Raw genomic sequence first — 13044 nt, forward strand, 5'->3', positions numbered from 1 at the left:
AAAAACTCAGGCAACTCATTTTATCGAGTTGTTCTGTTGGTATCAGTTGTTAGTGTATTTGTTCATCGCGAAGGTTTTGCAGAAGGAGTTAACGACTTCTGGCATGCCTTGAGTGGAAAATGCATTACCACTGCTGGACATACTAAATAAGGATTAATGGCTAGCTTAAAAGAAGTCCGCAGCCGCATCATATCGGTGCAGAGCACGCAGCAAATTACCAAAGCCATGAAAATGGTGGCGGCGGCTAAGCTGCGCCGCGCGCAGGATAATATCCTGCGTATGCGCCCTTATGCCCAGCGGCTCAACAGCATTCTGAGCAACCTGACCAGCTCCATGGAGAATGAGGTAGCTAGCGAGTACAGCGTGCAGCGTGAGGTGCGTCGGGTACTTGTTATTGCTATTACTTCAGATCGTGGCTTAGCTGGCGCCTTCAATAGCAATATTTTCAAAGGCGTAAACCAATTGTTGGCTACTCGCTACAGTGCACAGGCCGCGGCCGGCAACGTAACAGTGCTGGCCATCGGTAAGCGGGCGCACGAGTACTTTGTGCGCCGCCGTATGCCGATGCTAGGCAACTACAACCACGTATTCGGCGCCTTATCATTTGATACCGTGCGCGTTGCGGCTGAAGAAGCGATGCAAGGCTTCCGCTCCGGGCAGTTTGACGAGGTAACGATAGTATACAACGAGTTCAAAAACGTAGCAACCCAAATCGTACGTGCTGAGCAATTGCTGCCGCTGGTGCCTGCTGAGGCACCTGTTACGGCAACGCCAGTTGCCAATGTTGACTACATCTTCGAGCCCTCAAAAGAGGAAATCGTACAAACCCTGATTCCCCAGTCACTCAAGGTGCAGCTGTACAAGGCTGTGCTGGAAAGCAACGCTTCGGAGCACGGTGCCCGCATGACGGCTATGGATAAGGCAACTGAAAATGCCGGTGAGCTGTTGAAATCCTTGAAATTGACATACAACCGCACACGTCAGGCCGCTATTACTACTGAGATTCTCGAAATCGTGGGTGGTGCTGAAGCACTGGCCGCGAGTCGTTAAGAGAAACGCATCACAAAAAAGCCCCCCAGACTCAGTCTGGGGGGCTTTTTTGTGATGGTTGAACTTTCAACCAGCTACTCCATCTTAGCATACTTACGTTGAGCAATCTGCTTATCAGGCTTGGGGGCACTAGGATGTTGTTCTAAAAGCTCCAATACATCCTGGGGGGCAATTTCGGTGAAGTCTTTAATGATCTTCATTGGATTCTGAAACTTGTCGGCCTTAACGCTGGTACTTAGACAAATACAGCGCATACCTGCTTTGTAGGCTGACTGCTCACCCAGCAAGGCATCCTCAAAGACAACGCATCGCTCAGGCGGGACACCGAGTTGCTGGGCCGCAGTGGTAAAAGTGTCGGCGTGAGGTTTGCCGCGCTCCACATCTGCTTTGCCCGTAATAGCATCAAATAAGTGGCGTATACCTAGGTGGTCGACGATGTACGCGATGGTTTCGGGGGCGAGCCAGTGCCTAAGGCAATCTTAAAACCGGCCGTGCGGGCTGCTTGTAGAAAAGCAGTGAGGCCGGCTACTTCGCGGCGCTTGTTCCAGTATAGCACCCGGTACAGAAATTCGCGCTGATCGGCGTACTTTTTCAGCTCCTTTTCGGAGGGAGGGTTGCGGAAAACGGTTTTTAGAATGTTAGTGGCGGGCATGCCATTCAGCCTCTCCAGCAGGCGACGGGCATTCGTTGTGAGGCCATGTTCGCGAAAAAGCAACTGGAAAGCGCGGGCCTGGTAGGCGGTGTTATCAATCAGTACCCCATCCATATCAAAGATCAGGGCGTAGTCGGAAGTGTTAGGCATAGAAGCAGGAATAGGCCTTATAAGGGCGTCTTAATCAAATGGTAACCTGCTTCGTGTACGGCGGGTAAGCTATTTAGGCTGCTAGGGCCGAGATTCCGGACGCGGGCGGCTATCTTTGCGCCCGCAAACGCTGGCTTCTGTTTACAACCGCAAAGAGCCAGGCGATTACACACGCTATTGATTTGAAAAAGAGCCTAATACTGCTGCTGTCCTCCATCTTGGTAGTGCCAGCTTTCGCTCAGAAAAAGGTAAGCCCCTTGAGCGCCCCAAATTGGTAGTGGGCATAGTCGTAGACCAGATGCGCTACGATTATCTCTACCGTTACTGGGAAAAATACGGTAATGGCGGCTTCAAGCGCTTGCTAGGCGAGGGGTTTAGTTACGAAAACACCCATTACAATTACGTCCCTACCTATACTGGGCCGGGCCACGCGAGTATTTATACAGGCACTACACCTTCGGTGCACGGCATTATAGGCAACAACTGGTATGTGCGCGAAGCTGGCCGGGCCACCTATGTGACGGAGGATAAGACTGTGCAGTCGGTGGGAGGTACGGTGGAAGCGGGCCAAATGTCGCCGCGCCACATGCTGACGAGCACCATCACCGACGAGCTGCGGCTGGCCACTAACTTTCAGGCGAAGGTGATTGGCATATCAGTGAAAGACCGGGGCTCTATCCTGCCAGCAGGCCACTCGGCTACGGGCGCCTACTGGTACGATGGCGTAAATGGCGCCTTCATTACCAGTACTTTCTACCAAAATACCCTGCCGGAGTGGGTGAAGCAGTTTAATAACCGCAACCTGCCGGCTCAATACCTCGATAAGCCCTGGACTACGCTGCTGCCGATAGCCCAGTACACGGAGAGCACGGCCGATGATGTACCCTGGGAAAGCGCCTTTCGGGGCGAAACCAAGCCCGTGTTTCCGCACGATTTGCCCACGTTGAGCGCCGCCGCACCCGCTCAAACTAAAGCGACCCTGGAAACCGCCGGTGAAAAGCCCCCCGTAGCCACGGCACGCAACCTGGACCTGATTCGCTCCACGCCCTTTGGTAACTCATTTTCGCTGGATTTTGCCCTAGAGGCAATTCGCGCCGAGCAGCTAGGCCAGCGCGGCGTGACAGACTTTTTGGCCCTAAGCTTTTCCTCGCCTGATTATGTAGGCCACCAGTTTGGCCCCAACTCCATTGAAGCCGAGGATACCTACCTACGGCTTGATCTGGAAATCAAACGGTTGCTGGATCACTTGGATAAAACAGTAGGCAAGGGCAACGCCTTGGTTTTCTTATCGGCTGACCACGGCGCGGCGCACAACCCCGATTTCTTAAAAAGTCACCGCATTCCGGCTGGCTCGGTAGGACCTCGTGTTATGCGCGATTCGCTGCAGCGCGAGCTGGTACGCCGGCACGGTGCCGGCAATTGGGTGCTGGCTTACGACAACCAGCAAGTATATTTAAACCGTCCGCTTATTGCTAAGTCCAAGTTCAATCTGCGCCAGTTTCAGGATGAAGTAGCCGATATGATGCTGACGTTTGCGGGCGTCACGCGGGCCATCACGGCCGATGATTTGCAGAAATCGCACTGGGAGAGTGGGATGCTGATGTTTTTGGAAAATGGCTACTTCCCCAAACGAAGCGGTGATGTACTGGTGGTGCTGGAGCCTGGTTGGCTCGAATCCTACGCATATCCGGCAACGAAGGGCACAACCCATGGCTCAGCCGGCAACTACGATACACATATTCCGTTGATATTCTGGGGCTGGCATGTGCGCCACGGCGAATCGCGAGTCTCCACGGCTATCATAGACATTGCACCGACGCTGGCCAGCTGGCTTCATATTCAGGAGCCGGATGGCTGTACTGGTAAGCCACTGGTGGAGGTGTTGCGGAATGACTGACTTTAAACTTTTGCAGACAACTCACCAACGATGGGTGCGTACAACGCACCCCTACATTTTTCATTCTAATGACTCATTTTAATCCCTGGCACGACGTAGAGCGCGGTGATAACGCTCCTAATGTTGTGAATGGCATCATCGAAATCCCAAAGGGCTCGAAGGGCAAATACGAGCTGGACAAAGCCAGCGGCCTGCTCAAGCTAGACCGCGTATTATTTTCGGCTGTGCATTATCCAGCCGCTTACGGCTTCATTCCGCAGACTTACTGCGACGACAAAGACCCGCTCGATATTTTAGTTATCTGTTCCGTCGACGTGGTGCCCATGTGTATCATCGAGGCTAAAGTCATTGGCGTAATGCAGATGATAGACCAGAATGAGGAGGACGACAAGATTATTGCCGTGGCCGCCAACGACATTTCGGTAAATCACTTCAACGACATCGCCGATTTGCCCCCCCACACCTTGCGCGAGATGCGCCGCTTCTTTGAAGATTATAAAGCGCTGGAAAACAAGCAGGTATCGGTGGAGCGCTTCATGGGTCGCGAAGATGCCTACCGCATTATCGCCGATAGCATCAAGCTCTACAACGATACCTTCCCACTAGGGGGCGCTACGCCGCCTGTGAAGCCTCGCCCTGCTGGCGTGGAGCTGTAAAAAGGATATTTCTGTACTGTAAAGCGGTCCGTTGGTGGTTCACCGGCGGACCGCTTATCTTTTTCGGGGCTCCGTCGTATGGCCGTGTATGCCCACCCACTTGCATCACCCGTATGGCGCTGGCTCTATGAGAATAGTCTTTCGCTGGTCGTAACCACTTTAGTTGTGGTTACGCTGGCAGGACAATTTTTTACGAGCTGGTACGACTACAACGATGAGCTGGAGCAACCGGCTCTGGCCCCACTCACGCTGAGTCAGTATTTTCAATCGGGGCATTTTATAGAAGCCACATTTGAGAACTGGGAAAGTGAGATATTGCAAATGGGCCTGTACGTGTCGCTTACCGTCTGGCTGCGCCAACGGGGCTCTTCTGAGTCGAAAAAGCTGTAGAATAAAGAAGAGGTAGACCAGGACCCCGACCCCAATAAACCCGACGCGCCCAGCGCGGTAAAGCGCGGCGGCTGGGTGCTGAAGCTGTATCAGAATTCGCTGAGCTTAGCCTTTTTCCTGCTGTTTATCGGCTCATTATATCTGCACACTTCGGGCGGAGCTGAGGTGTGTAACATTGAGCAGGCGCACACGGGCGAGCCGCAAGTAAGCGTATGGGGCTATATGCAAACCTCCCGGTTTTGGTTTGAGTCGCTGCAAAACCGGCAGAGCGAATTCCTTTCCATCGTTTCCATTGTAGTCCTATCCACTTTTCTGCACTAGAAAGGCTCCCCTGAATCGAAGCCTGTGGACGCGAGCTACAGCGACACGGGTAAATAACGGGGAACCGTACCTTTGGGGTCGGGCGTTGGGTCTTTTTGCCCCCCGCTTGCCTACCCGCTGCCATGCACGATAGTATCGATAAATCGCCGGCCACTGCCACTGCTTCTGCCTTCGCCGGCCTCAAGCGGTGGACCGATACTCTGCTTTACAGTAGCGTGCTGGTATCGGCAGCGGCGGCGGGGCTCACGTGGGCTACCTTTCTGTTCTGGCGGGTCCACATTCCTGTGCGGTTGGGAGTGATGATTTTTGCCGCTACGCTCTTTCTGTACAACATCGACAGCGTACTACCCTACAAGCACCGGCAGCAGCTTATTCTCTCGGGCCGCAAGCTCTGGATGATTCAGCACCGCCGCGAGCTGTTTCTGCTGGCTTTAGGGGCGCTGGCAGTGGCTGGGGGGCTTTTTTGGCTCGATGGCTGGCAACCGCTGACTGCCTTCTTGGCGCATCTGGCCGCTATTTCGCTACTGTACTCCTTGCCCATTGTGCGTATCCGAGGCCGCTGGCGCGCCCTGCGCGATTTGCCGCTGCTCAAGGTTTTCCTGATTGCCTATGTCTGGGCCGCCGTTACCGTCTGGATTCCAGCTCTTTATTTGCACAAAAGCTTCACGGCGCCAGTGGTGCTAATTCTGTTTGCGCGGCGGTTTTTCTTTATTCTGGCGCTGGCTTTCGTGTTTGATATTCGTGACTATACCAAAGACCGGTTGAGCGGCACGCGCACGTTTCCGGGCCTTTTTGGGGTAAAAGCGACTAAAATCCTGGCCCTGCTAGCCCTGGCCGTAGCGGGCATTCTGGTGCCCCAGGGAGTTACGCCGGTCTATCTAGTAGTGCTTACCATCCCGACGGCTCTGGCGGCCTTAATAGTGTGGTACGCCGACGAAACCCGCCCTGACTATTACTTTGCCTTGCTGGCCGATGGGGTGATGCTGGTGCAGTTTATGGCGGTATACTGGGTGTCCTGAGTGGTCCTCAGCTCAGGAGCAGGGGCCGAGTTAAAACGTTTCTTTAGTCGTCAACCCATCTAACGCTGGCCCTATAAACCGCACTATATCCCCGGCTACCAAGCCTGCTTCCCCAGTTTCTTGAGCCGCCAAATCGCCGGCCCGGCCGTGAGCGTAGATGCCAATAAGGGCTGCATCGAGAGGGGAAAGTGCCTGGGCACGTAGCGCGGTGAGAATGCCCGTAAGTACATCGCCGGAGCCGCCCGTGGCCATGCCGGGGTTGCCGGTGCTATTGAAATAAAGGATGCCATCGGGAGTGCCCAGGCACGTATTTGCCCCTTTCAGGATGGTGTAGCAGCTATGCTTTTGGCAGAAATCGCGCAGCAGCTCAAGCCGATGATAGTCGTCGCGGGCGGGGTCAGTGAGGCGTTCAAACTCCTTGGGATGAGGCGTGAGGAGTGAATCGGGGGGAAGTATGCTGAGTAGCTCCCGGTTTTCGGCCAGGATATTTAGGGCATCCGCATCGAGCACAAGCGGTACCTGCGCTTGCTCCAGCAATTGCCGTAATACCTGCTGGGAGGCTTTTTCTTTACCCAGGCCAGGACCAATTCCGATACTGGAGTAAGGAGTAAGGTCAGGCAGCTCGGCTATGAAATCGGTATTCGGATCGGTAAGACACATGGCTTCCGGCACCGCGGTTTGCACCACATCGTAGCCTACGGCCGGCAGGCGCAGGGTAAGCAAGCCTACACCGCTACGCAAGCAAGCCTGCGCGGCCAGCACGGCAGCGCCTATCTTACCCTTGCTGCCAGCCAGCAACAATGCGTGCCCATAGGTGCCTTTATGCGCAAAACGCGCCCGCTTCTGTAGCCGTCCAGCCAACAATGCGGCATCAATGAAGTGAAACTGGGCAGCTATTTCCTCAATAAACTTCTTGTCTAGATCAATAGGCAGCACATGCCACCGGCCAATATACTCGGCATTTTGGGGTAGCAGGAAAGCCAGCTTTGGCAGCTCGAAGCTCACCGTGTGCCGGGCATGCACTACGGCGCTACCGGCTGGTTGGGGCGCATCAGAGAAAAGGCCTGATGGTAAATCAACTGCTATTACGCGGGCCTGAGCGGCATTGAGATGGCGCACTACGGCGGCCGCTACACCTTCCAGCGGACGCGTCAGGCCGGTGCCAAACAGCGCATCAACAACGAGGGCGCCCGCCGGGATGGGGGGCAAATTTGTGGCTGCTAGCTCGGTAACAATTACCTCGGGGGCAATTTTTGAAAGTTTTTCTGAAAATCAGCTGACCGTTTATCCGCAGGCAGCAAGCCAACATGCACCGTATAGTCCCGTCCGCAAAGTTTGCGGGCTACTACCAAGCCGTCGCCGCCATTATTGCCGGGGCCACAGAGAATTACTACTTCACCTGCTTCCTCGGGCGACTGCCGGTCGGTGAGCCAGTCGGTGAAGGCAGTGGCGGCGCGCTCCATGAGGGCTTCGGAGCTGATGCCTTCGGCTTGAATAGTAGCCTGGTCGGCGGCGCGGGTTTGGGCAGCGGTGAGGATTTTCATGATGTAGTTATAATAGTAGGACTTACGCAGTTGCGGTTGAGGAACGGCTTTTTTCGCCGCTGGGGGGCATTTTTACGTCCCTGAAGCGACGCTTGCTTCTTCAGTAACTACTTGATTACCAGAATGCTTAATTTCAAGTGCGTAAGTCCTAAATAGATTATCTTGCTGATGACTAAACTGATGTTAATTTCACTTATAGCAGTTTCGCAGCTGGTGTATACATTTGCTAGTGGTAATGGCTGATGCACAGTATATTACATCCCGAAATAGGTGCACATCGTTCGTGAAAATGCTATAGTGACTATGCATAAATATGCAATCTGCTTGTTGATTATCATACTGACCGGATGCTCCGGTGAAAGGACTGAAACTACTGCTTACTCCTCTTCATCAGATACTGAATCGTCTTTTGCTGAAGTACCGGCTGCCGACTCAGTGCAGGTTAGGAATGAAATCGCTCCGCAATCGGTAGTAATAGCTCAGATACCAACTAGTCTGCGTCTGCCAGGGCAGCTTCTTGAAGCATGGCGCTGGCAGGATATTAATGGTGAGAATCTGCTTGTCGTTTTTCGTACGGTGTCCTTATCCAAACAGCAACGAGAAGCAAAAGCTAACCCTTCTCTGCGCCGTGACTCTAGCGAAATAGAAGAAATGACAGATTTTGAACGCACGGCCCGCCTCACAGCGAAACAATACTTATATCAGCAAGGCAAGTACACAGAGATATGGAGCGTACAAGATGCCGTAACTGATTGTGCATTAGACATGACGCTAAGGTTGCGACCCGGCAGCACGGCTATAACCGATCTGGACCGCGATGGCCGGAGCGAGACCAGCCTCATGTACGCCCTAGCGTGTCGAAGCGACGTAAGCTCTGCTACTCTAAAGCTAATCATGCGAGCTGGCGCGGCCAAGTATGCTTTGCGGGGTTCCACGGTAGTACAGTATGATTCGGTTCCTGCTGACCAGCGCCAACCGGCTCCTCCCTGTTGCGTTGAGAATTTGAGCAAAGCCCAGCGAGAGAGCGGTAACACCGCCGGCTATTATCAGAATGAGGCCGATTTTCGGGCAGCGCCACCCGCTTTTCTAGCATTCGCACGACAGCACTGGCAAAAATTTAGTATTGAAAAAATGGATGATCACGAAGATCTGTAAGGAACCGAAAGATATTTCTAGTAGTCGCTTTATCATTGAGTAAACTTCCCCCGCAACGTTTGCGTTTTGGTTGAAATATCCTGACCCAACCCCAAGACCATGCAAACCTGGAACGACGTTATTCGCCTTGCCAATAATGGAAATACGCCCCCGAGCGCCGCGTAGAAAAAACCGCTGCTGAATGGAAGGCCCAACTCACCCCCGAGCAGTACCACGTAACGCGCGAGCACGGCACGGAGCGCGCCTTCAGCGGCGAATACTGCGAGGCCCACGAGGCAGGTCTTTATGCCTGCGTGTGCTGCGGCACTCCGCTTTATGACTCACGCACTAAGTTCGAATCGGGGACGGGCTGGCCGAGCTTTACCCAGCCGGTGCAGGAAAACGCCATCAAATACAAGAAGGACACGAGCTACGGCATGACCCGCGTGGAAGTGCTCTGCAACGTGTGCGACGCCCACCAGGGCCACGCATTCCCGGATGGCCCGGCGCCCAGCGGCCTACGTCTGTGCATCAATTCGGCCAGCGTGCAGCTCGTGCAGGAGCCGCAAAAAGCGTAGTACGGCATTAGCAATAGTGCTTAAAACGAAAAGCAGTTACCCTAAATTGGGGTAGCTGCTTTTTTGCGTCTGCGCCACCGAAGCTGCTGCCGAAATTATCGCGATTTTTGCACCCCTCTCGGCTGTTTCGCGTTGAGTTACAGAGATTCCATCCACTTTTGCCCCCACCCACCATGTCCTTATTATTCACTGATTTTGCCAGCTGGGAAGCCCACTGCGCGCGCACCGACGAGCCGCTTTACCAGCCCGTGCTGGCTTACGAAATCGAGCAGAAAGGCCGCACGGAAGAAGAAATATGGGTCGGTGTGCAGCGGGCCTACGACGTGATGCGCGAAGCCGTGCACACCGGCCTCACCGAGGACATGACCTCGCGCTCAGGCATGGTAAACAATGGGGCCAAAAAGATTGCCGCTTCGCCCGTTACGGTGTTGTCACCCGAGTTTAAGCAGCTTATTACGAGGGCCTTAGGTGCAAAAGAAGTAAACTCCTGTATGGGTCGGGTGGTAGCCGCGCCCACGGCGGGCGCCTCCGGTATTCTGCCCGGCGTGCTGGTCACGCTTCAGGATTTGCATAAGCTGAAAGACCGCTCCATTCACGAAGGGCTGCTGGTAGCGGCCGGTATTGCGCTCATTATTGAGCAGAATGCCTCGCTGGCGGGGGCGGTGGGTGGCTGTCAGGCCGAAACAGGCAGCGCGGCGGCTATGGGTGCGGGCGCAATTGTGTACTGTCTGGGCGGCGACGTGGAGCAAACGTTCGCGGCCGTCGCCATCACTATTCAGTGTATGCTGGGCCTCATCTGCGACCCGGTGGCGGGCCTGGTGGAGGTGCCGTGCGTGGTGCGCAACGCCTCGGCGGCGGCCATTGCGTTTTCTTCGGCCCAGATTGCCATTGCCGGCGTCAATCCGGTTATTCCCGTCGACCAGTGCGTGATGGCCCTGGGCGAAGTAGGCCAAAGCATGGAAACCCGCTACAAGGAAACGGCCCTCGGCGGCCTGGCCAATACACCACGCGGCCGCGAAATAGAGCAGCGCGTACTGGTGCAGGATATCAACATCTTGCCCGATGAAGTCTCGCAGTAAGGATCGGGGGCGGCGCACCGGCCGGCCGGCCGCTCCATTCCATTACAGCGACTTCAACACTGGAGCCATCGTGAGCTTACCCATAAATTCTACGGCTGTGGCGTAGCGGCCGCGCAACTCTCTGTACTGCTGCCAGGCCTCGGCGCGGTTGGGGTGCAGGACCAGACCTTGCTCCGCTAGCTGGTCGCAGGCTTGCTCAAACTTAGCGCGGCTGGCTTCTTCGATAGGGTCGTTGTCGGGGAGGATGTCGTTGGCCTCCGTTCGTAGGTCTTCATTAAAGAAGCGATACACCCGGTTCATCGACAGGCAGCCGGCCTTAAACGTTACCTCAACCTGTGAATCACGCGAATCCTTAACCGCGCTGAACATCAGCGCGGCCGTGTCTAGGATTAGCGTGGCGGTCGTCACCCAGGAGCGGCCGGGCTGCGGCGAGCGGAAAAACGAGAGAACGGGCAGCGAAGTATGACTTTCCTCGATTTCCACAAACCATTCCTCCCACAGCTCCCATTGCTCCGTATCGTCGTGCAGGGAGCCGGTGCGGTTCAGCCACACGAGCAGGGCGCAGGCTGAGGGCGGCGTACCAGCCCGCAGCTCCACCCGCGCCACCACGATTTCGCGCCGCGAAAAGGCTTGGTAGATAGTTGGTAAATAAGAGATAAGCAGCGTTAGGAGCAACAGGCCAATGGTGGCCTCGGCAAAGGTGAAAACGGTGACTACCGGGCCACGTGTCTTGTGGGTGCCCAGCGTAAGTAACGAGCTGCCGCTCAGCTGATAGCATTCCAGTAAGTCTCCTTCGCCCTGGCCCCAATAGATAAGCGTGAAGCCTGCCGAAATAACGGTCAGCCACACGATAGGCAACGCCACCAGCGCCACCGGCGCGTAGTGCGCCTGCACCTGGTCGCGCGCGCCAAAGGTGGTGCGCAGTGAGGTCAACCAATCGAAAAGCAGCCGCAGGCTACGGAACACGTAGCCATTGAGCTTCACCACTTCGTTGCGCGGCAGCACAAAGGAGCGAATGGCTGCCGATAGGGTGGTAATAATTAAAACAACCCCGACCGCGAAGGCCAGTACGTGCAGTGTTAAGTCGAGCATACTACAAAAAAAGCGACTCCCTTAGGGGTCGCCTTTGTACTCATCTGCCATGAAATAGGTTGGCTATCAGCCAGGCAGAGCAGCTACTGCCGCTCCTTCCACATCTTGTTAAACGACTTAGGCGCTACTTCCAGCGCGTCGCGGCGCTTGTTCCAGCCCACCTGGCTTAGCATGCGCATCAGTACCCAGTTTTTGGCTTTGGCGGGTAATAGGTTCAACAAGCGGCGGCTCTTCATGGTGCGCATCCAGAGCTGAATAGCAATGCGCTCCTCTTTCTCCGTATGGCCTTCCTCCACGCTCTGCTGGCGGTTTTTGAGCAGAATATTGTGAATGTTAATCTTCACTGGGCACACCGAGGTGCAGGCCCCGCACAAGCTGGAAGCGTAGCTCAGGTGCTTGTTCTCGGCCATGCCCGAGAGGTGGGGCGTAATGACCGAGCCAATGGGGCCGGAATAGGTGGCCTCGTAGGTGTGGCCGCCGATATTCTTATAGACCGGGCACACATTGAGGCAGGCGCCGCACCGAATGCAGTGCAGAGCCTCGCGCTTGTCGGGCTGGGCCAGCAGGTTGGTGCGGCCGTTGTCGAGCAGGACCACGAACATCTCATCGGGGCCATCTTTTTCCAGCGGCTGGCGCGGGCCCGTGTAAATGGTATTGTACACCGTGACCTGCTGGCCGGTGCCGCTGGTGCTGAGTAGGGGCCAGAACAGGTTCAGGTCCTGCATGGTCGGAATGACTTTCTCGATGCCGACGATGGCAATGTGCGTGCGCGGAAACGTGGCCGACAAACGAGCGTTGCCTTCGTTCTCGGTCACGGCTACGGCCCCGGTATCGGCAATCAGAAAATTGCCCCCCGTGATACCTACTTCGGCTGATGTATACTTGTCGCGCAGCAAATGGCGGGCAGTAAGCACTAGCTTCTGGGCGTCGTCGGTGTGCTCGATGCCCAGGTGCTTGACGAAAATGGCAGCAATATCGGCCTTGCTCAGGTGCATGGCAGGTGTCACAATGTGGTAAGGCCGCTCGCCGTTGAGCTGCACGATGTACTCGCCCAGGTCCGTTTCCACCGACTCAATACCGTTTTTCTCCAGAAACTTGTTGAGGTGAATCTCCTCGGTGGTCATGCTTTTGGCCTTCACCACCGTGCGGGCGTGGCGGCGGGCCATGATTTTGCCAATCTCATACAAGGCCTCCTCCGCGTTCTGGGCCCAGATAACCTTGCCGCCGCGCTCGGTAAAGTTGCGCTCAAATTCCAGCAAATACTGGTCGAGGTTGTTAATCACCTTCGCCTTCAGATACGACGCCCGCTCCCGCGCCAGCTCATGGTCGTAGTACCAGGTAAGGCCCGTCTGGACGGCCGCGTTGTACTTGCCAATGTTGAAGCGAATTTTGCGCCGGTGCTCTAAATCAAAGGCTTTGGACTCCGAATCGGCAAGGAATTGAATGACTTTAGTCATGGCGGCAAAAGAGTAAGGCAGTAAC

10 protein-coding genes and 3 pseudogenes are annotated in these 13044 nt (G+C 55.2%); 8 read left to right on the forward strand and 5 right to left on the reverse strand.

What is annotated here, in order from left to right:
• The first annotated feature begins 156 nt into the window (after positions 1 to 156).
• A complete protein-coding gene (gene atpG, locus MKZ35_RS18350; protein ID WP_482514630.1) occupies positions 157 to 1050 on the forward strand; it encodes an ATP synthase F1 subunit gamma in 894 nt (297 codons plus the stop codon).
• A gap of 145 nt (positions 1051 to 1195) precedes the next feature.
• Here atpG and MKZ35_RS18355 read toward each other — a convergent pair.
• Positions 1196 to 1852: pseudogene (locus tag MKZ35_RS18355) on the reverse strand (HAD family hydrolase); the annotation flags it as partial.
• 277 nt (positions 1853 to 2129) lie between these two features.
• On the opposite strand from MKZ35_RS18355, the gene pafA reads away from it, so the two are divergent.
• From pafA to MKZ35_RS18375, 4 genes and pseudogenes are all read left to right on the forward strand, one after another.
• Positions 2130 to 3749, forward strand: a complete 1620-nt coding sequence (pafA, locus tag MKZ35_RS18360; RefSeq protein WP_482514631.1) for an alkaline phosphatase PafA — start codon at positions 2130 to 2132, stop codon at positions 3747 to 3749.
• 68 nt (positions 3750 to 3817) lie between these two features.
• Positions 3818 to 4405, forward strand: coding sequence for an inorganic diphosphatase (locus MKZ35_RS18365; protein WP_133274276.1), 588 nt, complete (start codon positions 3818 to 3820; stop codon positions 4403 to 4405).
• 78 nt (positions 4406 to 4483) lie between these two features.
• Positions 4484 to 5116: pseudogene (locus MKZ35_RS18370) on the forward strand (DUF6766 family protein).
• Between the two features lie 122 nt (positions 5117 to 5238).
• On the forward strand, positions 5239 to 6135 hold the full coding sequence (locus MKZ35_RS18375) for a UbiA family prenyltransferase (protein ID WP_482514632.1): 897 nt from the start codon (positions 5239 to 5241) through the stop codon (positions 6133 to 6135).
• Positions 6136 to 6165: 30 nt separating this feature from the next.
• On the opposite strand, the gene MKZ35_RS18380 is transcribed toward MKZ35_RS18375, so the two are convergent.
• Both MKZ35_RS18380 and MKZ35_RS18385 read right to left on the reverse strand, forming a co-directional pair.
• Positions 6166 to 7344 (reverse strand): NAD(P)H-hydrate dehydratase, encoded by a 1179-nt coding sequence (locus MKZ35_RS18380; RefSeq protein WP_482514633.1) that lies wholly within the window; start codon positions 7342 to 7344, stop codon positions 6166 to 6168.
• A gap of 26 nt (positions 7345 to 7370) precedes the next feature.
• Complete coding sequence (locus MKZ35_RS18385; protein ID WP_482514634.1) at positions 7371 to 7679, reverse strand: NAD(P)H-hydrate epimerase; 309 nt, start codon at positions 7677 to 7679, stop codon at positions 7371 to 7373.
• A gap of 303 nt (positions 7680 to 7982) precedes the next feature.
• Between MKZ35_RS18385 and MKZ35_RS18390 the strand changes: the two genes are divergently transcribed.
• From MKZ35_RS18390 to sdaAA, 3 genes and pseudogenes are all read left to right on the forward strand, one after another.
• Positions 7983 to 8834, forward strand: a complete 852-nt coding sequence (locus MKZ35_RS18390; RefSeq protein WP_482514794.1) for a M949_RS01915 family surface polysaccharide biosynthesis protein — start codon at positions 7983 to 7985, stop codon at positions 8832 to 8834.
• 99 nt (positions 8835 to 8933) lie between these two features.
• Positions 8934 to 9391 (forward strand): annotated as a pseudogene (gene msrB / locus MKZ35_RS18395) (peptide-methionine (R)-S-oxide reductase MsrB).
• 173 nt (positions 9392 to 9564) lie between these two features.
• Entirely contained in the window at positions 9565 to 10470 is a 906-nt protein-coding gene (gene sdaAA / locus MKZ35_RS18400; RefSeq protein ID WP_482514635.1) for an L-serine ammonia-lyase, iron-sulfur-dependent, subunit alpha, read from the forward strand.
• 42 nt (positions 10471 to 10512) lie between these two features.
• On the opposite strand, the gene MKZ35_RS18405 is transcribed toward sdaAA, so the two are convergent.
• Positions 10513 to 11562, reverse strand: a complete 1050-nt coding sequence (locus MKZ35_RS18405) for a hypothetical protein (RefSeq protein WP_482514636.1) — start codon at positions 11560 to 11562, stop codon at positions 10513 to 10515.
• A gap of 83 nt (positions 11563 to 11645) precedes the next feature.
• Positions 11646 to 13019 (reverse strand): LutB/LldF family L-lactate oxidation iron-sulfur protein, encoded by a 1374-nt coding sequence (locus tag MKZ35_RS18410; protein ID WP_482514637.1) that lies wholly within the window; start codon positions 13017 to 13019, stop codon positions 11646 to 11648.
• Positions 13020 to 13044 lie beyond the last annotated feature (25 nt).

It is taken from the genome of Hymenobacter sp. R533113 (assembly GCF_056835965.1).